This window comes from Pseudomonas sp. Irchel s3h14 (genome assembly GCF_900187425.1).
Classification (GTDB): Bacteria; Pseudomonadota; Gammaproteobacteria; order Pseudomonadales; family Pseudomonadaceae; genus Aquipseudomonas.
The window spans coordinates 17,984-35,443 of the sequence record NZ_FYDJ01000035.1 but is presented as its reverse complement, the minus strand read 5'-3'; the positions used below and the strand labels follow the sequence as shown (position 1 = coordinate 35,443).

Genomic DNA, 17,460 nt, shown 5'->3' with positions numbered 1-17,460 from the left:
GCCCCTTTCCCAGAGGCCGAACGCAGGCGTTGCGCAGGGGGCACCGCGGCAAGGATGCCGCGGTAGCCGCCCCCGGCCATGGATGGCCGATGGCGGCGGGCCCCCGGAGCAATGCCGGAGTGAGGGCATGCCGAGCCTAAGCGAGGCACCGAATGGAGGGGCAAAGCCTTTTGGTTACTTTTCGGCGTTTGGAAAAGTGACTCGCTGTAAAAGCGAAACCGCCAGCCGCCATCACCGCAGAAACGGATATGTCCCCCAACAACCCTAAGTGAACAGCATCAGGCCGCACGGGGTGCTTCGATCAAACCAGATTGATCGTGACGTCGATGTTGCCACGGGTCGCCTTGGAGTACGGGCACCGTTGGTGGGCGCCATCCACCACCGCCCTCGCGACAACTGGGTCCATGCCCGGAAGGCTGACATTGAGGCGCGCCTGGAGGAAAAAGGCGTCCTCGGTCTTGCCCAGGTCCACTTCGGCATCGACGGCAACGTCGCTCGGCAGGGTCACCTTCAACGCGACAGCCGCCTTACCCATTGCACCGATAAAACAGGCCGACCAACCTGCAGCCAGCAACTGTTCGGGATTGGTGCCGCTCCCTGACGAGCCAGGCGCGGAAAGCTTGACGTCCAAGCGTCCATCGTCGCTTCGCGACTCGCCGTTACGGCCGCCGGTCGTGTGGGTCTTGCCGGTATAAAGCACGGTATCGATTTCATTGATCATGAGGTGGCTCCTGCTGGGGTGTTGGGCTCTTTAGCCTGGGTTCATCGGAGAACGCCAGGTGTTCGACGCCGCCCACTTTTTCACCTTCATGTACTGCGTATGTGTCCTGATTCAGTGGTTGTGTAACGCTGTGTAAGATCGCCGGCGAAAATACACAGCGATACAAATCATCTTGCCTCCTGACTCTTCGCTGATACGCGCGAAGCCGTCATTCGCCAAGGGCCGTTACACCGTTTGTGGGATCACCTTCGCACAGCATCTGCGTCAGGATTTCTCGCCCCTTCACGCCCGGCACGACGCCGCTGGTTTGTGCTTCCAGGACAATGATGTCGTCCTCGTTGGTCATCGTGATAGCCGCCGTGGCGCGGTCCTTTTCATCGATGCCCGTGATCAGCCAATGGCAGGTGATGGTGTCGCCGGCATACACGGGCTTGTTGAAGTGGAATGTCATGCCTGAAGCCAGCCAGCCGATCTGCCCACCGATTTCGGTGACCAGGCTGGCCGTCAGCAGGCCATGGGAAACCGGTGCCCTGAAGCCGCGGGCCTCGGCGAAACTTGCATCGAAATGCACGGGGTTGTAGTCGCGGGAAATGTTGGCGAAGCGTTGAATGTCTTCCTCACTGAAGTGGCGGGATACCGTGAAGCTATCGCCCACTTGCAACCCTTTGGCGGCGCGCTGCCTGAAGCTGATCACTGAATAATCCTTTTATTGATGAGGCGTTCTCAACCGGAAAAACCGATGAGCGTGTTCAATCAATAAGGGGGTTATTGCCAGGCGTCAACCCGCTCATTCGCGACCCACAAACGTACAAGCCAAGCACCAGATTGCCTGCGTAGACTCCACGATTCGTACCGCGTTTCTGGGTTAATTACAGGCAAGTCATGGACATTTTTCTCTACGCCTTCAGCGTGATGTACAGCCCGGGGCCGGTCAACTTCATGGCGCTGAATGCCGGGCTGACAGGTGGATTTCGGCGTTCCCTGGGCTTCTTCGTCGGTGTGGGCTGCGCGTTGTTGGTGCTGTTCATCCTCTTCGGCTATACCGGCGAAGCGATAATTTCCCAGGGGGCGCTGCCTTACATTTCACTGATCGGCGGTCTCTATACGCTCTATCTTGCCTACCAGGTCTATACCGCAACGACGGTGGTGCCGGGCGAGGCCAGCGAGGCCCCGGTAGCGGCGCAAAAGACCCTGACGTTCTGGAGCGGATTTTTGATTCAGGTGCTAAACCCCAAAGGCATCATGGTGGTGTTGCCGATCACCAGCGTCATGTTGCCGGCGGCGCACATCACCGGTGCCTCCATCGCGATCGTCTCTGCGCTGCTGGCGATCGCCGGCGGTGGGGCGCCCGGTGTCTATTCGCTGCTGGGCGCCATCCTCGGTCGACGTATCACCCGTGAGTCTTACTTCACGGCGTTCAATCGCCTGATGGGGCTGGCGCTGGTGGTCTGTGCTTTCTTCATGCTCCACGCGTTCTACCTGCACGTTCAGGCGACATGAACAGGCCCGAGCGACGTGTCGATCCGTCGTGTTATGGTTTCGAAGGTACATATCTGCAATCGCACCGGTGCGCCACCATGCAAGATCACCCTTCGCAAAGAGACTGGGTCAAACATGCTCCCCAGGCCTCGAAGCTTGAGCGGTTCGAAGCGTTCTTCTGCGCGCACGCCTTCGATCCTCATCGACACGACACGACACGTACGCCATCGGCCGAACCATCGCCGGCGTGCACCGTTTCAATTACCGGGGCGAGTCGAAACTGTGCCTGCCTGGTGAAACCATGATCGTGCATCCAGACGAATCACATGATGGTTGCGCAGGCTCCGAGGCGGGTTTCCGTTATCGCGGCGTGTACGTCCCGCCGTCCCTGGTCCAGCAGATTGTGAAGGGCAAGCCGCTGCCGTTTTTCAAGGCGGGCGTCACCCAGGATCCGCGCCTGGCCGCTGCGGCCGATGCGCTGCTCGATGCACTGGGTGACGATCTGGATTCGCTGGCGGAAGACGACGCCCTCTACACCTTCGTGACGACCCTGGCGGAACTCGCGGGCCAGCCTCCCGGCCGCACAGCCCACCATTTCGCCGCTACGGCGCGAGCCCGCGAGTACATTGACGACAACCTTGATCGGCCGATCACCCTTGACGAACTGGCCGATTGCGCCGGGCGGGATCGCTGGAGTCTGTCGAATGACTTTCGTGTGTTCTTCGGCACCAGTCCACATCGCTATCTCACCCTGCGGCGCCTGGACCGGGTGAAAGGGCTCACCCAAGCGGGGCTGGCGCTATCGGATGCGGCGATTGATGCGGGTTTTTTTGATCAAAGCCACATGTCCAGGCACTTCAAGAAGGCCTTCGGTATTTCGCCTTCGCGCTGGTGTAACCCCGCGTAAACACTCGACCACTGACCCAATGCGTTGCATCGCACGAGATTCGTGCTCACCCGGATTTCGCGGCAGCGCCGTGCCCGATTGATCCTTCCAGCCACAGCACGAGAACATTCGTCATGCCCGATATCACCCTGACCACTCTGCAAGGACTCAAACAGCGCGGCGAGAAAATCGTCATGTTGACCTGCTATGACGCCACCTTCGCCCAAGCCGCCAGTAGAGCTGGCGTGGAGATGTTGCTGGTCGGCGATACGCTTGGAATGGTGTTGCACGGTCACGACAGCACCTTGCCGGTGGAGGTCGAAGACGTGGCCTACCACACCGTCTGCGTCAAACGCGGTAATGCCGGTGCCTTCATCGTCGGCGACATGCCGTTCATGAGTTACGCCACCCTTGAGCAGGCATCGCAGAGTGCCGGCTGCCTGATGAAGGCGGGCGCGCACATGGTCAAGGTCGAAGGGGATATCTGGCTGGCTGACACCGTTCGGCGTTTGACCGAGAAGGGTGTTCCGGTGTGCGTGCACCTGGGATTGACCCCGCAATCCGTCAACATTCTGGGCGGGTTCAAGGTTCAGGGGCGCGACCCGGCTCGGGCCCGTCAGTTGGTCGAGGCCGCGCTACGCCTGGAAGAGGCCGGTGCTGCGATGTTGCTGGTGGAATGCCTGCCCAGCCCGCTGGCCGAGCAGATCAGCCAGGCCGTGCGCATCCCGGTGATCGGCATTGGCGCCGGGGCGGGAACCGACGGCCAGGTGTTGGTCCTGCACGACATGCTCGGTCTGACCCTGACCGGTCGCACGCCGAAATTCGTGCGCAATTTCATGGCCGGGCAAGACAGCATTCAGTCTGCGCTGGGGGCGTATGTGAAGGCGGTGAAGGGGGGAGTTTTTCCGGCGGGGGAGCATGGGTATTCGGCGTGAAGCGGTCTCGCCAACAGTCGTCGGCGGGACCGCTTCTGGCCGTACCATCACGCTCGTTTTGGTAGTTTCCAATTTGGCCGAATGAAATGGCAGGTGTAACCGTTGGGATAGTGTTCGAGGTAGTCCTGATGTTCCGGCTCTGCTTCCCAGAACGGGCCAGCGGGTACGATTTCAGTCACGACCTTGTCGGGCCACAAGCCAGATGCATCAGCATCGGCCACCGTGTCCTCGGCCACTTGTTTCTGTTCATCATTGAGATAGAAGAGTGCAGAACGGTAGCTCATACCCACATCGTTGCCCTGACGATTCGTCGTCGTCGGATCGTGGATCTGGAAGAAAAACTCGAGGATCTGGCGATAGCTGATCTGGTCCGGATCGAACACGATCTCGATCGCTTCCGCATGCGTGCCATGGTTGCGGTAAGTCGCATTGGGTACATCGCCGCCCGAGTAGCCTACCCGCGTGGACAGCACGCCGGGGTAACGTCTCAGCAAATCCTGCATGCCCCAGAAGCAGCCACCGGCCAGGATGGCGGTTTCAGTTCGCGTCGTCATATACGGTCCCTCCCATCAGTGAATTTGGGATCAGGTATCAATGTACCTCATGTGCTTTCGCTTTTTGGCCGAAAGCGCTCACTCGGTCCGCGGCCACCGATCCTCGATTGCGTACCACGGCGCTTTCGATGCAACGCACACGTGTTTCTGTTTTTCACTCAGGAACGGCGTATCCAGCGTGCCTATCGCCACTGACATCCAATCCGAAAACTCACCTTTGGAATCAGACCAGAACAGCGAAGAGCCGCACACGCCACAGAATTGTCGGGCGACGCCTTCAGACGAGTTAAAGGTTTTCAGCGTCTCGACTCCCGCAACGATCGTAATCGCCGACCTGAGGGCGCTTGCATACGTCGCGAATGCTGCCCCGTGGCCCTTGCGACATTGGCTGCAATGGCAATGGGTAACTGCTTTCAGCTCGGCGGCCACTCGATATTTCACAGCGCCGCACAGGCAACTTCCTTGGTGAAGTGCATCCATGTTCATCGTTTCTCAAGTCTCGGTCGCGCCACTGTAGCGGTCTGCCGAGAGGAGTGAAACCCAGGTGTCCGGTCTGTCGTCAGGCGGTTTTAAGGTATCGTCAGCCCCCAGGATTTGATGCATCCCATGGAGAGAGCATGACGTTAACCGCTGAAACGTTGATTGAGATCGCGATGGCCAATCCGGCAAACGCCGAGATTGCCCGGCGCTTGCCTTCACTCGGCCTGGACCAATGCATGTTGACGGCGGGCTGCCTTTTCCAAGCGGTCTGGAATCATCAAGCCGGGCTCCCCGCCGCTTGGGGCATCAAGGATTACGACGTTTTCTACTTTGATGAAGACGTGTCGTGGGAGGCCGAGAATGAAGTCATCATCGCCGCCCGGAAGCTCTTTCACGACCTCGACGTAAACATCGAAATCAAGAACCAGGCACGGGTTCACCTTTGGTATGGCCAGCGATTCGGCAGGGCTTATCCCGAGCTTCAGTCGGCAAAGGATGGGATCGATCGGTATCTGATTGCGGGGACGTGTATCGGTCTGGATGTGGTGACCGGCGAGGTGTATGCGCCTTACGGTTTGAGCGATGTCGAAGAAGGGCTTTTACGGATCAACCCGGTGAATCATCAGCCCGATCTGTTCGATCAGAAGACCCGGAGTTATCAGGCTCGCTGGCCTTTTCTACGAGTGGTCGCAGTTTGAATCGGCAGGCATTTCTGCCGCGCACTCGCGGTCAACGGTCGTCCTGCAGGTAAAAAGGAGAGAGTAGGGGGCACCGCAGCGTGGCTAACCGGCGTCCCCTTCGTTACGCAAAAATCAGAACTTGAATGCTTGTCGACCTACCAGCAACCAGTGGCCTTTCTGTTTTTGCCAAATCTGGAAGTTCTCGATTTCGGTTGGCACCACTTCGGTCCCTTTCAGCGCTTGAGCCGAGAAGTGATGGCGGACCAACGCTACGTCACCCGATACGGTGATGGTCTGGTTCTGCATCTCCAGGGTTTTGAAGGCACTTTTGCCGGTTTCGATATCGTCGATGAATGCTTTCTTGTCCTGGATCTTCCCGCTGGAATGCCCGTAGGTCAGGTTCTCGGCGGTCAGCGCTTTCAGTTCGGCAATGTTCTTGTGCAGCATGGCCTGCGTCAGATGATCGACGGCTTGCGCAACATCCTTGTCCGCGGAAGCAGGGGCGGCGGCTACGTAGCCACTGAAGAGGCACAAGAATCCAATCAGCACTTTCACTTTTTTCATGGGTGTTTCCTTGTTGTTGTGGGTCGTCGGAGCGAGAGTGAAAATATCACTTATCGGTCATCGTACAACCTAGCATGAGACCAAGGAAAAAACGAACGTGTGTTGAGGGCTTGTCTCGAGGTTTAAGGTCGGAACGACGTCCCGAAAAATGAAGGTGAAAACTTTTGGCTGGAAAGCAGGGGTCGTTAGCAAAGACTGCAATTGCTGGGTGTAGTCGGCGCAACTCGCCATTACAATGCAACACGTAGTAACTCATCACTTATAGGGATATTGGCCAGTGGATGACAACAGAAGGCCCATCAAGACGCGCTCTGCGGGCTGGGCAAGACGCATCACCGACATTCTGGTGAAAAGAGACATTTCCCCCAATCAGATATCCGTCGCCAGCATCGCCTTCGCGCTTGTCGGCGTCGTGGCGCTCAATATTGATAGCGGTGTCATTGGATCGATCTGCTGCGCGATCGGCATTCAGTTGCGCCTGCTGTGCAACCTCTTCGATGGGATGGTGGCGATAGAGGGCGGCAAGAAGTCCGATATCGGCAGTCTCTACAACGAACTCCCGGACCGGATTGCCGACAGCCTGCTGATCGTCGGGTTGGGGTATGCCATTGGGCAATCCGACCTCGGATGGTTTGCTGCCCTGGCGGCGGCACTGACGGCTTATGTCAGGGTGTTCGGCGGCTCGATCGGTCTCAAGCAGACCTTCATCGGCCCTATGGCCAAGCAGCATCGAATGGCCGTGATGACCGCAGGACTGCTGCTGAATGCCATCGAAGCAAACGTTTATGGCACTCACTACGTACTGTTGATCGCGCTGGCTGTCATCGCCATTGGCTCAGTCGCCACCTGCGTCACACGAACGCTGGCGATCGCCAAGCAGCTGAAAGGGGCCGACCATGTGGATCAGTAATGCGCTGATTTCTGTTCTTCGACTGCTGATTGGCGTCACGGCCAGATGGGAGAGCCCGCCGGATCTCACGCGTCAGCGAATCTATTTCGCCAATCACACCAGTCACATGGACACCTTGGCCATCATTGCGGCCCTGCCGCCCGAGGCGAGGTTGAATGTTAAGCCGATCGCCGCTGCCGATTACTGGGGAAAGAACCGGTTTCTGTCGTACATCTCCCAGAAAGGCCTGAATGCCGTGCTGATTGACCGTAAACCGGCGCCCGGTAAAAACGCCCTGGAGCCCATTTTCGATGTGGTGCAGGCGGGTCATTCGATCATCTTCTTTCCGGAAGGCACTCGCTCATCCGAGGCACTGCCCGGGGAATTCAAATCAGGTCTTTTCCGGCTGGCCGAGACCTTCCCCGATGTCGACCTGGTGCCGATCTACCTGGAAAACCTTCATCGCTCCATGCCCAAAGGCAAACACGTCCCTCTGCCGATCATCTGCACGATCCGTATCGGCAATCCGATGGAAAGGATTGCGGGCGAGGATAAACAGGTGTTTCTGGAACGCGCGCGTAACGCCATTGTGGGGCTGTCGAAATGAGTCTTGAAGCCAAGTTTTTGTGGTTCTTTTTTGGATTGGCATGCTTGCTGGCGATTGCTTCGCTAGCCGGTCGATTGCTGGCCCGGCGGGCCAACACAGAAGGCGCTGTCTCGACCATCGAAAACCTCAATCAGCGCGTGAATGCCTGGTGGGGGATGGTCATCATCTTCTTCGCTTCCTACCTGCTGGGCGGTAATGCAACGGTCGTCCTGTTCGGTTTCATCTCACTGTTCGCGCTCAGGGAGTTCATCACCCTGACACCGACCCGACGGGGTGACCATAACGCCCTGTTTTCAGCGTTTTTCATCCTGATCCCGCTGCAATACATTCTGATCGGTACGCACTGGTATTCGATGTTTACGCTGCTGATTCCGGTGTATTCATTCCTGCTGTTGCCGGCGATTGCGGTGCTGAGCCAGGACACTGACGGCTTCCTGGAAAGGACGGCAAAGATCCAGTGGGGCGTGATGATCTGCATTTATTGCATCAGCCATGCGCCCGCGCTTTTGCTCCTGGATCTGGAAGGATTCACCGGTCAAAACGCGCTGCTGCTGTTTTATCTGGTGTTCGTCGTTCAGTTGAGTGACGTGTTGCAGTACGTGTTCGGCAAGCTCTTTGGCAAGCACAAGGTAGCGCCGCTGGTGAGTCCGTCAAAAACGGTGGAAGGTCTGGTCGGTGGAGGCCTGTCTGCAACGCTGATTGGCGGCTGCATGTTCTGGATGACTCCCTTCAGCTTCTGGCAGTCACTGATGATGTCGTTCGTCATCGTGGTGATGGGCTTCCTCGGTGGTCTGGTGATGTCGGCGATCAAACGCAGTTTGAGCGCCAAGGACTGGGGAACCATGATCAAAGGTCACGGCGGCATGCTCGACCGGATGGACTCGATTTGCTTCGCAGCGCCGATCTTCTTTCACCTGACGCGCTATTTCTTCTCCGCTGCCTGATTCGGGCGCCCTCAAAACCGAAAAAACATACCGCATGTCGTAAAGACATGCGCGTATGGACATTCGCTTCGGGATCTTCAGCATCATCCAGGTGATCAAGGGCATCGCCGACCAAACCTACCTGCTGGCGCTCAACGCGGCGATCGAAGCCGCTCGTGCCGGTGAGCAGGGCCGTGGATTTGCCGTGGTGGCCGACGAGGTACGCAGCCTGGCCGGACGCACCAGCGCCTCCACCCAGGAAATTGCCACGATGGTCTCACGCATCCAGCAAAGCACCCGCGAGGCGGTGACCAGCATGGAAGCGGGTGTCGCGCAGGTCGACAAAGGCATGGCCGTGACCGCCGACGTCGAGCGCGCCATCCGCGAAATCCTCGACGTCACGTTGAACACCACGCAATTGGTCAATGACATCACCCGCACCATTGGTGAGCAGAGCCTGGCCAGCAATGAAATCGCCCATCAGGTCGAAATGATTGCCGGCATGTCCGAAGGCAACAGCAAGATCATCGGCCGGACGGCCTCGACCACCGATGAGCTGTCCACTTTGGCGGGCAAGCTCTCGCAGTCAGTGGATCGGTTCAGACTCTAAGCCATGACGCGATCCCTGTAGCAGCTGTCGAGCTTGCGAGGCTGCGTTCGGCTGCGCAGCAGTCGTAAGGTAAGACCATGCGGTGTGTCAGATTCACCGCGCACTCAGGGTTTACGACTGCTGCGCAGCCGAACGCAGCCTCGCAAGCTCGACAGCTGCTACAGAGCCGGACGCAAGCTCGCATGAAACGCCTAGAGGTACTTATCCGTCACCGCGCCTTCCGAGGCGCTGGACACGGTCTTCGCGTACTTGGCCAACACCCCGCGTTTGTACTTGGATTCCGGGCGCACCCAACGGGTCTTGCGCTTGGCCAGTTCGGCGTCGGAAACATCGACCGTAATCTGTCGTGTTTCGGCGTCGATGGTGATCTTGTCGCCGTCTTCAATCAGCGCGATCGGCCCGCCATCAAAGGCTTCGGGCGTGATATGTCCCACTACAAACCCATGTGAACCGCCGGAGAAACGGCCGTCGGTGATCAGTGCAACGTCCTTGCCCAGCCCCTTGCCCATGACCGCCGACGTGGGCGAGAGCATTTCGCGCATTCCCGGGCCGCCCTTGGGGCCTTCGTAGCGAATCACGATCACATCGCCGGCTTTGACTTCGCCGTTGAGGATGCCGGCCAGCGCGCCTTCCTCACCGTGATACACGCGCGCCGTGCCTTCAAAGCGCAAGCCTTCCTTACCAGTGATCTTGGCCACGGCGCCGGTGGGCGAGAGGTTGCCGCGCAGCACCACCAGGTGCGAGTCCTTTTTGATCGGTTGATCGAAGGGCAGGATCACGTCCTGTCCCTCGGGATAGTCGGGCACGTTTTCCAGGTTTTCGGCCAGGGTTTTACCAGTGACCGTCAGCGCATCGCCATGCAGCATGCCGGCGGCGAGCATGCGCTTCATCAGCGGCTGAATGCCGCCGATGGCGACCAGTTCACTCATCATGTATTGACCGCTGGGCCGCAGGTCGGCCACCACCGGGGACACCTTGCCCAGCTCGACGAAATCATCCAGCGTCAGCTCGACATCCACGGCATGCGCCATGGCCAGAAGATGCAGCACGGCATTGGTTGAGCCGGCGAGGGCGATCACCACCCGAATGGCATTTTCAAAGGCCTTGCGGGTCATGATGTCGCGCGGTTTGATGTCTTGCTTGAGCAGCTCCATGACCTGCTGACCGGCGCGGAAACTGTCCGATGCCTTGTCGCTGCCGACGGCGTCCTGAGAGCTGGAACCGGGCAGGCTCATGCCCAACGCCTCAATAGCGGAAGCCATGGTGTTGGCCGTGTACATGCCGCCGCAGGAGCCGGGACCTGGAATCGCCACTTCTTCGATTTGCTTGACCTGAATCTCGCTGATGTCACCCCGTGCGTGCTGACCCACGGCCTCGAATACGGAAATGATATCGGTATGGCCAGCGCCCGGCCGGATGGTGCCGCCATAGACGAAGATGGAAGGGCGGTTCAGCCGCGCCATGCCGATCAGGCAGCCCGGCATGTTCTTGTCACAACCGCCCACGGTCACCAGACCGTCAAAGCCTTCGCAGCCGGCCACCACTTCAATGGAATCGGCGATCACTTCACGGGACACCAGCGAATACTTCATGCCTTCGGTGCCATTGGCGATGCCGTCGGAAATGGTGATCGTATTGAAAATGACGCCCTTGGCACCGGCGGCATTCGCGCCTTTTTCGGCTTCAATCGCCAGTTTGTCGATGTGCATGTTGCAGGGCGTGACCATCGCCCAGGTGGAGGCGATGCCGATCTGCGGCTTTTTGAAGTCCTCGTCCGTGAAACCCACTGCGCGCAGCATGGATCGTCCCGGCGCACGTTCCACGCCGTCGACCACTTGGGAGGAATATTTGCGCAAATCGTCTTTGTCGCTCATGACTGCTCCTCACAGACTCGTCGAGAAAATCACGATGAGTATAGTGGGCTCAGCGCTCGTGCCCGGACTATCAAGTCGTGAACAGACGCGCGGGTTTGCCGTGTCGTGATATTCTTCGCCCTAACTTGCTTTGACCTATTCAGTTTGCGCGTCCTTGAGACGCGCCAACAGAATCACTGTCGCTCAAGTAGCTGAAGCCAATAACGATAAAAAGTCAGTTCAGTAGGGACATATAAACTGAGGTCGATGGAGACACGTCGGCCTTGTGTGCCCACCCTCCAATCCTTATGAGTGCGGAACCCACAGCATGCTGCCTGCATGCCGTGAACCAGGGGCCTCAAACGTGGGGATGGAAGGGCGGATGGCGTTTTATCATAGGTGCTACACATGTTTAAAAAAATGAACACGGCCCTGCTGGGGCTGGCTTTGTCGATGGGGATCGCGTCCGCGCAAGCGGAAGAGGCAAAGAAAGTCGATGTGCTGCTGATTGGCGGCGGCATCATGAGCGCGACCCTCGGTGTTTGGCTCAATGAGCTGGAACCGGGTATGTCGATGGAAATGGTCGAGCGCCTCGACGGCGTCGCCCTGGAAAGCTCCAATGGCTGGAACAACGCCGGTACCGGTCACTCCGCCCTGGCCGAGTTGAACTACACCCCGGAAGACGATAAAGGCAACGTTCAGATCCCGAAAGCCGTTGAAATCAACGAAGCCTTCCAGATCTCCCGTCAATTCTGGGCCTGGCAGGTTCAGCAAGGCGTGCTGAAGAACCCGCGTTCGTTCATCAACTCCACGCCACACATGAGCTTTGTGTGGGGCGATGACAACATCAAGTTCCTGAAAAAGCGCTACGAAGCCCTGCAAGCGAGCCCACTGTTCGCCGGCATGCAGTACTCCGAAGACCCGGCTGTGATCAAGAAGTGGGTTCCGCTGATGATGGAAGGGCGTGACCCGAACCAGAAAGTCGCGGCCACCTGGTCTCCGATCGGTACCGACGTGAACTTCGGCGAGATCACCCGCCAGTTCGTTGCGCACCTGCAAACCACGCCAAAGTTCGACTTGAAACTGTCTAGCGAAGTGCAAGACATCACCAAGAACGAAGACGGCAGCTGGCGCGTCAGCTACAAAAACCTGAAAGACGGCACCAAAACCGAAACCGACGCCAAGTTCGTCTTCATCGGCGCGGGCGGCGGTGCACTGCACTTGCTGCAGAAGTCCGGCATTCCTGAAGCCAAGGAATACGCAGGCTTCCCGGTAGGCGGCTCGTTCCTCGTGACCGAAAACCCGACCCTGGCCGAACAACACCTGGCCAAGGCCTACGGCAAAGCCTCCGTTGGCGCACCGCCAATGTCGGTTCCGCACCTGGACACCCGTGTCCTGGACGGCAAGCGCGTCATCCTGTTTGGCCCATTCGCGACCTTCAGCACCAAGTTCCTGAAAGAAGGCTCGTACCTGGACCTGCTGACCACCACCACCACGCACAACGTGTGGCCAATGACCAAAGTCGGCATCAAGGAATACCCGCTGGTCGAGTACCTGGCTGGCCAACTGATGCTGTCTGACGAAGACCGCCTCAACGCCCTGAAAGAATACTTCCCGAACGCCAAAGCCGAAGACTGGCGCCTGTGGCAAGCCGGCCAACGCGTGCAGATCATCAAGCGTGATGAAGCCGCTGGTGGCGTGCTGAAGTTGGGTACTGAGATTGTTGCCTCGCAAGACGGCACCATTGCTGGTTTGCTGGGCGCATCGCCGGGTGCATCGACTGCTGCACCGATCATGCTGACCGTGCTGCAGAAAGTGTTCAAGGACAAGGTGGCTTCGCCAGCCTGGCAGGAAAAGCTGCATCAGATCGTGCCTAGCTATGGCACTCAGTTGAATGGCAACCCTGCGAAGGTGGCTGAAGAGTGGGCCTACACCGCCAAGGTGTTGCAGCTGACTCCGCCGCCGGCGATTGGTCAGATGGTGGCTCCGGCTGCTGCTCCGGCTGCTCCTGCCAAGGCGCCGAAGGCTAATGCTGCGACTGATATGGCTCTGTAACTAGAGGCCAAATCAAAAGCCCACTGAACCGGTGACGGTCAGTGGGCTTTTTTGTGGGCGAAATTCAGCTCTTGCAGGTTACGCAACACTCAGGCCGAAGCGGGCGGACCGCTACTCACTCCTGCGTTGGTTTTTTCTCAACGTCCTTCGAACCGCTAGAGGTGGCCGCATCTTTGTCCGTCTCCTCCGAGCTGGCACCGGAGTTTGAACCCGCCGCTTCCTCACCTTTTTTTGTCGGCCTTGTCCTCCTTGGATTCAAAGCCCTGAGCCTGGTAGATTCCAGGAAGCGCGGCAGGTGGCACAGCAGCGTCTTCAGTCACCTTTTCCGCAGCAAACGCGAAAAGCGAGCAGGCGGACACCAGGCCCGCGATCGTGAGAGCAGCAATTGTCCTGTTCATCATTTAGGTCTGCCATGTGAGGGGTGTACAGCGTTGGAAAAACCGGGAAGGGGAAGGTGCTGAGAAGCTGACAAACGGTGGTGGCTCCTGAGTTCGTAGCTCCAGAGATGGCCAAAGCAGTGCCTTCATCAGACGCGACAATGGCTTAAGCTAATCGAAGACTTGAATGGAACATCTCGACTAAAGGACGCGACATTTATGGAAATCCCCTTTTCTCAAATCAGCGAGCGTTTGAACAATCGCCGATTTTCGGTAGCAGACAACGCCCACGGACTGTCCGATGCACGCACCGTATTTCACTACCATGTCGAGAAAGATGCCATTTGGGGTACTTACCAGGGCGGCCATATCCGCATGGGTAATCAAGTCGGACGCGTGACAGGCCCCGATACCATTGAGCTTCTTTATCAGTGCCTGACAACGGATGGTGAGATCCTTGCCGGCTGGTCTCGTGGCACGGTAGGCGTTGATCATGCGGGACGTACCACTCTGACCTTCGTATGGGGGTGGTTGTCGGGTGCGACTGGAGGAGGGGAGTCGAGCTACGTCGAGCTTGCTGCGTAGCGAAAGAAAAATGGGGCGGATTTATTTGTAAGGGCTATAAAAATAAATCCGCCCCCTTTAATGTCCGGGCTTAACGCATCGATCGTTCCCACGCTCTGCGTGGGAATGCAGCCCGGGACGCTCTGCGTCCCTTTCGGGCGCTGGAACGCGGAGCGTCCCTTGAGGCATTCCTTTGCTGCGCGTGGGAACGATCAGTGCGCCTGTCAGCCTTCTGGATCGATGTTATCCAGCGCCCGATTCACCGCCAGTTCGTCCAGCATGATGATTTGCGCGATGCCCAATAACGAATTGCGACTCGACCCCTCCATGTGATCCGCCAGATCCATGGTCATGACATTGGCTGATGCCAACGACTCGCAAGCGTGGCCCAGCAGGGTTTCGGTATCGAGCTCCGGGTTGACGATGAACATGGTGCTGGGTGTGCGCGGGGTGGCTTTGATGTGGGCAGCCAGCTTGAGGTAGTGATCGAGGGCGCGGTCGGCGGCTTCGTGGAGTTTTTTTGAATCGAGTGATTCGCAAGGGGATGCCGGATCGGTATCCGGTGGATTGGGCGTTACTTTGAATATGGATGAATCTCCTTGTACTAAAAAAGGAGCCATCACTCTCGCTACCAAACGAATGGTGGTGGCCATACGCAGGTTGGTAGACCGGGTACAAGGGAACCGGCGCGCCCGAAGGCGCCCTGTGCATGACCACCATAATGCCGAGACAAAAAACGCCCCAAATGGCGATACATTGCACCTTGTATAACCGGGCTACCAAACCCGATCGCTGTTATTCAGCGACCGGGAAACGATAGAGCCCAGGCCCAAGGCGCACAAGCCGGCGGATTCTGGCGTAGTCGTAGGCAGAGGCGCAAGGACGTGTAGCCCGAATCAGTATCTGGAGATGTCGATTAAACAACTCCGTCATTGCTCACTTTTCAATCGATAGGAGGACGGATAAGTCGGGGCGGGTTGGGCGAGGGAAACACCCTGCAGTTCAGAACTGCAGGGTAAGTGCAGGGTAAGGGATAAATAGATCTGTCCCCTTATCTTTTAGATGAGATGGATTAACGTTTTTTCGAATTAACCCTCACGGCTAAACTGGTCGGGGTGGGGGGCTAGGCGGGTCTGGTATGAAGTGCTAGCGATGGGTATGGATATTCTATTGTACCCATGGCACTTATTATAAACGGCGTGGGACCGGTGAACGTGCCGAGTATCGCTGAGTCGGTCCAAAATGCGGGATTGTAGATTATGCCCAGCTGAAATGATTTGTGCGTTCCGTTATGTTTGAACCAATTATTGAGCTGATGAAGTAGCTCTGTCGCTGGGCGATGGATTGGAGTGCCCCCTATAGAGGTAATCCATTGAAGTACTTGGTGGCGGTTGAGGGGGGTTGGGTTGTGGCGGAGGTAAGTGGCGCCTGAACAGTTGATCGGGTAGGAAACTGACTGCCCTGCTTGGTCCTCTACGGAGATGGTGGTTGAGCCATTCCCTTCGCTGTAGACCATCCCTGTGACAGGGTCGACCCATGCGATGGCTTCGTTCGATGACTTGTAAGTATAAGGGGGCATGCCTCCGGTAGCCTTGCGTTGGGCGGAGGCGTTTGGAGGGGTACCCTGATGTTCCCAATCCAACCCGGTGCCAACAATTGTGAGGTGTGCCCCTGAAAGGGTCATAGGGGTTGGGTCGATAGTGAGCAGGGACGTTACGGTGAAGGTCCGCGCGTCAGAAGTCTGCCCCGAACCATACAGGGCTTTGGCCGTGAAGCTGTGCGCCGCGACCGTCAGCCCGCTGACGAGCTGCGTCCAGCCCCCCGTGTTCACGTCAGCCCTCGGCTGGCCTTTCGAGTCGGTGCCGTCGAGCACATCGACCTTCTGACCTTTGCTGGCGGTGCCGGTCAAGGTAACGCTGGTTTCGATCGTGGTGCCGCCCGGGGGAATATCGACCCCGCTCGGCGCGCCTTTGACAGAGGCGATAGTGGGCTTCTCATCTACCACTCCTTCGCCAATCACCCGCGCCGTGGCGGGCTTCGAGATACCGATAATCTTGCCATCTCTGACCTGTTCATAAATCGCCTGCACTTGACTGTCCGGCAGAACCTTGGCCGCTGGCACCTCCAATTTGTGAGTAAACGGCAGTCGACCAACAGTGGTTTCAGTAGTGTGTGTCACCACGGGCCCCTTGGGTGGTGTGCAGGTATAGCTGACCCGGAGGGTGTCGCCGGCCACCCAGCGTGGGGAAAATACGTGGACCAGCACGTACAGAAAGTCTTTCAACTTGCCCAGGTCGATGCTGTCCGGGTCATCTGCGGGGTCGTCTGGATTCTCACTCAGGTCCGGTGCCGTCAACGTAACCCGCTCAAGGTCAACATCCGCCTTGATAATTTGCGACCACCGCCGTTTATGCGTCGGGTTGTTCAGTTGGTCGACCACGGTGTAGGAGATTGGAAATTGTGGATGACTGCCGGCCTGCTTGAACATGGCCCGGGTGATGGTGATCACGTACGGTTTGCCTTCCTCGCCGGGTTGCAGCGTGAAGGTGAATCGCTCGCGGTTAAGCTCCAGGGTGACCTTGTCGTAGGCTTTCATGAACGGGTAGAACAGCGTGACCGGGACGCCTTTGTCCACTTCGTCCTTGCCGATATGCGGCGGGTCGCCCAGTTCGGCTGGCAGGCTGATGTCCAGACCCGGATGATCGCCAGTGCCGGGGACGTCGTTGCCGCCCGGCAGTTGCCGGCTGTACAGGATCAACAGCGGCTCTGAATCACCCTCGTTTTCACTGGCGCGATGGATCTTGTAGGTCAGGGTATTGATGCGGCCATCACGTAGCGATGATTCGAAAAGATTGAAAAAAGTCACCTTGTCCCAGTCGCTGGGCGGGATGGGCTTGCTTTCAAGCATGTCGCCATCCAACCAAAGCGAAATGGCGACATAGCCCTTCCCATCGTGCGTCGGCGGATCAATTCTGACCTTCACCGCTGCCGCCAGGGTACCGTCCCGCGTGGCAGTCTGAGTAAAGATGGACAGTGGAAGGCCAATCAAGGCAGTGCCCGGAGCTGAGGGGGGATCACTGATAACGGGCGTGGTCGAGCCTGGAATTTGTGGGGGATAGATCACCAGAATTCCAGGGGTCGATTGAATAGCGGTCATAGGGAAACTTCCTTGCTGAGAAGGCCCAGTGGAAGTGGCCTTGATCGGGCTATCAAACACCCGAAGAAAGCGCTTTGGCTACTGTCAGAAATAACAGGTAGGAGGGTTTATCGGACGAGTGGTCGG

At 57.9% G+C, this 17,460-nt stretch carries 17 protein-coding genes and 2 pseudogenes; 10 read left to right on the top strand and 9 right to left on the bottom strand.

What is annotated here, in order from left to right; genetic code table 11:
* Positions 1-301: 301 nt before the first annotated feature.
* The gene (locus CKW16_RS30725; RefSeq protein WP_095133348.1) at positions 302-721 is read right to left on the bottom strand and encodes an organic hydroperoxide resistance protein; all 420 of its coding nucleotides are present in this window, start codon (positions 719-721) and stop codon (positions 302-304) included.
* 208 nt (positions 722-929) lie between these two features.
* Positions 930-1,415, bottom strand: coding sequence for a MaoC family dehydratase (locus CKW16_RS30720; protein ID WP_095133347.1), 486 nt, complete (start codon positions 1,413-1,415; stop codon positions 930-932).
* A 188-nt stretch (positions 1,416-1,603) separates the two neighbouring features.
* Between CKW16_RS30720 and CKW16_RS30715 the strand changes: the two genes are divergently transcribed.
* From CKW16_RS30715 to panB, 3 genes and pseudogenes are all read left to right on the top strand, one after another.
* Positions 1,604-2,221: a LysE family translocator gene (locus CKW16_RS30715; protein WP_095133344.1), complete on the top strand. Its 618-nt coding sequence runs from the start codon at positions 1,604-1,606 to the stop codon at positions 2,219-2,221.
* A gap of 77 nt (positions 2,222-2,298) precedes the next feature.
* Positions 2,299-3,107, top strand: a pseudogene (locus tag CKW16_RS30710) (AraC family ligand binding domain-containing protein).
* Between the two features lie 113 nt (positions 3,108-3,220).
* Complete coding sequence (gene panB / locus CKW16_RS30705) at positions 3,221-4,021, top strand: 3-methyl-2-oxobutanoate hydroxymethyltransferase (protein WP_095133341.1); 801 nt, start codon at positions 3,221-3,223, stop codon at positions 4,019-4,021.
* A gap of 47 nt (positions 4,022-4,068) precedes the next feature.
* Here the strand turns inward: panB and msrA are convergent, their stop codons facing one another.
* On the bottom strand, positions 4,069-4,575 hold the full coding sequence (msrA, locus tag CKW16_RS30700) for a peptide-methionine (S)-S-oxide reductase MsrA (RefSeq protein ID WP_095133338.1): 507 nt from the start codon (positions 4,573-4,575) through the stop codon (positions 4,069-4,071).
* Positions 4,576-4,653: 78 nt separating this feature from the next.
* Complete coding sequence (locus CKW16_RS30695; protein ID WP_176471627.1) at positions 4,654-5,055, bottom strand: GFA family protein; 402 nt, start codon at positions 5,053-5,055, stop codon at positions 4,654-4,656.
* A gap of 137 nt (positions 5,056-5,192) precedes the next feature.
* Here CKW16_RS30695 and CKW16_RS30690 point away from each other — a divergent pair, with 137 nt between their 5' ends.
* Positions 5,193-5,753 carry a nucleotidyltransferase family protein gene (locus CKW16_RS30690; protein WP_095133335.1) on the top strand — a complete coding sequence of 187 codons (561 nt, stop codon included), beginning with the start codon at positions 5,193-5,195 and terminating at the stop codon, positions 5,751-5,753.
* A 114-nt stretch (positions 5,754-5,867) separates the two neighbouring features.
* Here the strand turns inward: CKW16_RS30690 and CKW16_RS30685 are convergent, their stop codons facing one another.
* Positions 5,868-6,299 carry a nuclear transport factor 2 family protein gene (locus CKW16_RS30685; protein WP_095133333.1) on the bottom strand — a complete coding sequence of 144 codons (432 nt, stop codon included), beginning with the start codon at positions 6,297-6,299 and terminating at the stop codon, positions 5,868-5,870.
* Positions 6,300-6,576: 277 nt separating this feature from the next.
* On the opposite strand from CKW16_RS30685, the gene CKW16_RS30680 reads away from it, so the two are divergent.
* From CKW16_RS30680 to CKW16_RS30665, 4 genes and pseudogenes are all read left to right on the top strand, one after another.
* The gene (locus CKW16_RS30680; RefSeq protein ID WP_095133332.1) at positions 6,577-7,209 is read left to right on the top strand and encodes a CDP-alcohol phosphatidyltransferase family protein; all 633 of its coding nucleotides are present in this window, start codon (positions 6,577-6,579) and stop codon (positions 7,207-7,209) included.
* Positions 7,196-7,795, top strand: coding sequence for a 1-acyl-sn-glycerol-3-phosphate acyltransferase (locus CKW16_RS30675; RefSeq protein ID WP_046049021.1), 600 nt, complete (start codon positions 7,196-7,198; stop codon positions 7,793-7,795). Before CKW16_RS30680 ends, CKW16_RS30675 begins: the two co-directional genes overlap by 14 nt.
* The gene (locus CKW16_RS30670; RefSeq protein WP_095133328.1) at positions 7,792-8,739 is read left to right on the top strand and encodes a phosphatidate cytidylyltransferase; all 948 of its coding nucleotides are present in this window, start codon (positions 7,792-7,794) and stop codon (positions 8,737-8,739) included. Before CKW16_RS30675 ends, CKW16_RS30670 begins: the two co-directional genes overlap by 4 nt.
* Positions 8,740-8,833: 94 nt before the next feature.
* Positions 8,834-9,328: pseudogene (locus tag CKW16_RS30665) on the top strand (methyl-accepting chemotaxis protein); the annotation flags it as partial.
* 191 nt (positions 9,329-9,519) lie between these two features.
* Here CKW16_RS30665 and ilvD read toward each other — a convergent pair.
* Positions 9,520-11,202 carry a dihydroxy-acid dehydratase gene (gene ilvD, locus CKW16_RS30655; RefSeq protein ID WP_095133324.1) on the bottom strand — a complete coding sequence of 561 codons (1,683 nt, stop codon included), beginning with the start codon at positions 11,200-11,202 and terminating at the stop codon, positions 9,520-9,522.
* Between the two features lie 387 nt (positions 11,203-11,589).
* Here ilvD and mqo point away from each other — a divergent pair, with 387 nt between their 5' ends.
* A complete protein-coding gene (gene mqo, locus CKW16_RS30650; protein WP_095133322.1) occupies positions 11,590-13,236 on the top strand; it encodes a malate dehydrogenase (quinone) in 1,647 nt (548 codons plus the stop codon).
* Positions 13,237-13,457: 221 nt separating this feature from the next.
* Here the strand turns inward: mqo and CKW16_RS33010 are convergent, their stop codons facing one another.
* On the bottom strand, positions 13,458-13,634 hold the full coding sequence (locus CKW16_RS33010) for a hypothetical protein (RefSeq protein ID WP_371918063.1): 177 nt from the start codon (positions 13,632-13,634) through the stop codon (positions 13,458-13,460).
* A 198-nt stretch (positions 13,635-13,832) separates the two neighbouring features.
* Here CKW16_RS33010 and CKW16_RS30640 point away from each other — a divergent pair, with 198 nt between their 5' ends.
* Positions 13,833-14,198, top strand: coding sequence for a hypothetical protein (locus CKW16_RS30640; RefSeq protein WP_095133319.1), 366 nt, complete (start codon positions 13,833-13,835; stop codon positions 14,196-14,198).
* A 203-nt stretch (positions 14,199-14,401) separates the two neighbouring features.
* Here the strand turns inward: CKW16_RS30640 and CKW16_RS30635 are convergent, their stop codons facing one another.
* Together CKW16_RS30635 and CKW16_RS32380 are read right to left on the bottom strand one after the other, a co-directional pair.
* Positions 14,402-14,764: a DUF6124 family protein gene (locus tag CKW16_RS30635; protein ID WP_095133352.1), complete on the bottom strand. Its 363-nt coding sequence runs from the start codon at positions 14,762-14,764 to the stop codon at positions 14,402-14,404.
* Between the two features lie 536 nt (positions 14,765-15,300).
* Entirely contained in the window at positions 15,301-17,334 is a 2,034-nt protein-coding gene (locus tag CKW16_RS32380) for a hypothetical protein (RefSeq protein ID WP_176471626.1), read from the bottom strand.
* Positions 17,335-17,460: the final 126 nt, after the last annotated feature.

Coding starts and splice junctions, on each gene's coding strand:
- CKW16_RS30675 (WP_046049021.1), top strand. CDS start 7,196: ATGTGGATCAGTAATGCGCTGATTTCTGTTCTTCGACTGCTGATTGGC.
- CKW16_RS32380 (WP_176471626.1), bottom strand. CDS start 17,334: ATGACCGCTATTCAATCGACCCCTGGAATTCTGGTGATCTATCCCCCA.
- CKW16_RS30715 (WP_095133344.1), top strand. CDS start 1,604: ATGGACATTTTTCTCTACGCCTTCAGCGTGATGTACAGCCCGGGGCCG.
- CKW16_RS30685 (WP_095133333.1), bottom strand. CDS start 6,299: ATGAAAAAAGTGAAAGTGCTGATTGGATTCTTGTGCCTCTTCAGTGGC.
- panB (WP_095133341.1), top strand. CDS start 3,221: ATGCCCGATATCACCCTGACCACTCTGCAAGGACTCAAACAGCGCGGC.
- ilvD (WP_095133324.1), bottom strand. CDS start 11,202: ATGAGCGACAAAGACGATTTGCGCAAATATTCCTCCCAAGTGGTCGAC.
- mqo (WP_095133322.1), top strand. CDS start 11,590: ATGTTTAAAAAAATGAACACGGCCCTGCTGGGGCTGGCTTTGTCGATG.
- CKW16_RS33010 (WP_371918063.1), bottom strand. CDS start 13,634: ATGAACAGGACAATTGCTGCTCTCACGATCGCGGGCCTGGTGTCCGCC.
- CKW16_RS30640 (WP_095133319.1), top strand. CDS start 13,833: ATGGAAATCCCCTTTTCTCAAATCAGCGAGCGTTTGAACAATCGCCGA.
- CKW16_RS30670 (WP_095133328.1), top strand. CDS start 7,792: ATGAGTCTTGAAGCCAAGTTTTTGTGGTTCTTTTTTGGATTGGCATGC.
- CKW16_RS30690 (WP_095133335.1), top strand. CDS start 5,193: ATGACGTTAACCGCTGAAACGTTGATTGAGATCGCGATGGCCAATCCG.
- CKW16_RS30725 (WP_095133348.1), bottom strand. CDS start 721: ATGATCAATGAAATCGATACCGTGCTTTATACCGGCAAGACCCACACG.
- CKW16_RS30695 (WP_176471627.1), bottom strand. CDS start 5,055: ATGGATGCACTTCACCAAGGAAGTTGCCTGTGCGGCGCTGTGAAATAT.
- msrA (WP_095133338.1), bottom strand. CDS start 4,575: ATGACGACGCGAACTGAAACCGCCATCCTGGCCGGTGGCTGCTTCTGG.